The sequence below is a fragment of the Actinomycetes bacterium genome (assembly GCA_035489715.1).
GTDB lineage: Bacteria > Actinomycetota > Actinomycetes > JACCUZ01 > JACCUZ01 > DATHAP01.
Genome location: DATHAP010000041.1, coordinates 1 through 2,311 on the forward strand (window position 1 = coordinate 1; position 2,311 = coordinate 2,311).

General features: G+C 72.0%; 4 protein-coding genes. 2 read left to right on the top strand and 2 right to left on the bottom strand.

Annotation, left to right across the window (positions count from 1 at the left end; genetic code table 11):
• A partial coding sequence (locus tag VK640_03655; protein HTE72283.1) for a glutathione-dependent formaldehyde dehydrogenase occupies positions 1–419 on the top strand: 419 nt, incomplete at its 5' end.
• Positions 416–1,330, top strand: a complete 915-nt coding sequence (locus VK640_03660; protein HTE72284.1) for an SDR family NAD(P)-dependent oxidoreductase — start codon at positions 416–418, stop codon at positions 1,328–1,330. The genes VK640_03655 and VK640_03660, both read left to right, overlap by 4 nt.
• A 160-nt stretch (positions 1,331–1,490) precedes the next feature.
• On the opposite strand, the gene VK640_03665 is transcribed toward VK640_03660, so the two are convergent.
• Together VK640_03665 and VK640_03670 are read right to left on the bottom strand one after the other, a co-directional pair.
• Positions 1,491–1,808 carry a hypothetical protein gene (locus VK640_03665; GenBank protein HTE72285.1) on the bottom strand — a complete coding sequence of 106 codons (318 nt, stop codon included), beginning with the start codon at positions 1,806–1,808 and terminating at the stop codon, positions 1,491–1,493.
• Positions 1,805–2,311, bottom strand: a 507-nt coding sequence (locus VK640_03670) for an exo-alpha-sialidase (protein HTE72286.1), incomplete at its 5' end; no start/stop codon positions are given. The genes VK640_03670 and VK640_03665, both read right to left, overlap by 4 nt.

The following is a 2,311-nucleotide window of genomic DNA, read 5'->3' on the forward strand; positions in this document are numbered from 1 at the left end:
CGCACGGCTCGGCGCGAGGCACTGCCGGCAAGGTCGCCCAGGCCGCCGTCGGGCTGCTCCCCGACAAGGTCGCGCAGCCCCTCACCGACAAGATGGCCGTCGACCGGCTGGACGCGCTCTACGCCGCCCTGAAGTCGGTACGCCGTGGCGGGACGGTCTCGCTGTCCGGCGTCTACGGCGGCGAGATCGACCCGCTCCCGATGATGGAGATGTTCGACCGGGGCATCACGCTGCGGATGGGGCAGGCCCACGTGAAGCGCTGGGTGGACGACATCCTGCCGCTGCTCGCCGACGACGCCGACCCGCTCGGCGTCCTGGACCTCACCACGCACCAGGTGCCGCTCGAGGAGGCCCCGCACATGTACGAGGTGTTCCAGAAGAAGCAGGACGACTGCGTCAAGGTCGTCCTCAAGCCGTGAGCGACGACGACGCCTCGACCGGCTGGCCGGACGGCGGACCCCGGGTCGTTGTCGTGACCGGTGCCTCCAGCGGCATCGGGCTGGCCACGGCGCTGCAGCTCGCCGCGCGGGGCGAGCGGCTCGTGCTGTCGTCGCGCAGCCTCGATGCACTCCGCCGGGCGGAGGACGAGTGCCGGGCCGCGGGGGCGGCCGCCACGCTCGTCGTCCCGGCCGACGTCGCGGACGACGCCGCGGTCGACCAGGTGCTCGCGGAGGCGCTCGTCCGCTTCGGCCGGGTCGACGCGTGGGTCACCACGGCGGCAGTCGTCGCCTACGGCCGCTTCGAGGAGGTCCCGGCAGACGTCTTCCGACGGGTCGTGGACACCAACGTGGTCGGCTCGGCCAACGTGGCGCGCACCGCGCTCCGGCACTTCCGCTCGGTGGGCCACGGCACCCTGGTCCTGACCGGCTCGCTGCTCGGTGAGATCACCACGCCGTTCATGAGCTCCTACGTGACCAGCAAGTGGGCGGTGCGGGGGCTCGGCCGCCTCCTCGAGATCGAGAACCGTGACCTGCGTGGCGTGCGGGTGTCCGTCGTCTCGCCCGGCCCGGTGGACACGCCGGTCTACCGGCAGGCGGCGAGCTATGCCGGCCGGGTCGGCCGGCCCCCGCCCCCGATCGACAAGGCCGACAAGGTCGCGGCGGCGATCGTGCGCTGCCTCGACCACCCGAAGCCTCGGGTGTCGGTCGGGGCCCTGAACCCGGTGGTCCGGCTGGGGTTCACCGCCATGCCGTGGGCGTTCGACCGGCTGGTCACCCCGCTGATGAAGGTGGCCGGCCTCTCCCGGGAGCGCACCGGCCCGACCGACGGCAACGTCTTCGAGCCGCAGCCCGAGGCCGAGCGGGTCAGCGGCGGCCACGGCCGGCTCTGACCATTCTTCGACGGGTGCGGTGGGACCTTCGGATCAGCGGTCTTCCGACCGGACGTGAGGGCCTCGACGAGGGCTGGATCCGGAATTGGACCCACCGGCGTCAGGGCTCCTCTGCCGAGGCGACCTGCTGCCGGAGGTGTCGGCCTACCGCCGGGTCAGGTCAGCCGCCGGCCATCGCCCCGATCACCATGAACGGCTCCTCGCCGCGCACCACCCGCTCCGGCAGCGGCGCGTCCGGCTCCTCGTGGGAGAGGTCCTGCTCGCAGGCGTAGAACCGGATGAACGCCCGCCGCTTGGCGGTCGCCCGGTCGCGGATGGTGCCCAACAGCATCGGGAACTCGCCCTCCAACGCGTCGAGCACCGACCGCTGGGTGACCCCGCCGGCGACGTCCAGGTGGATCTCACCCTGGACCTTGGCCATCGCGCGCAGGTGTGCGGGCAGGACCACCCGGACCGCCGTCGTGGTGCCGGTGCTCATGACAGCGTCTGGACCTCGACCGACAGCACGGCCGGCAGGTCGCGGACGATCGCGGACCATGAGTCGCCCGAGTCGTTGGACGCGTAGACCTGGCCCCCTGTCGTGCCGAAGTAGACGCCGCACGACTCGTGCTGGTCGACCGACATCGCGTCGCGCAGCACGTTGACGTAGCAGTCGGACTGGGGCAGGCCGTCGGTCAGCGCCTCCCAGTCGTCACCGCCGCTGCGGCTGCGGTAGACGCGCAGCCGGCCGTCGGGCGGGTAGTGGTAGCTGTCGCTGAGGATCGGGACGACGTAGATGGTCTCCGGCTCCTGCGCGTGCACCGCGATGGGGAAGCCGAAGTCGGTCGGCAGGTTGCCGCTGACCTCCTGCCACGAGTCGCCGCCGTCCTTGCTGCGCATGACGTCCCAGTGCTTCTGCATGTAGAGGACGTCGGGGTTCGACGGGTGCATGTCGATGCGGTGGACGCAGTGGCCGACCTCGGAGTCCTGGTCGGGGATCTC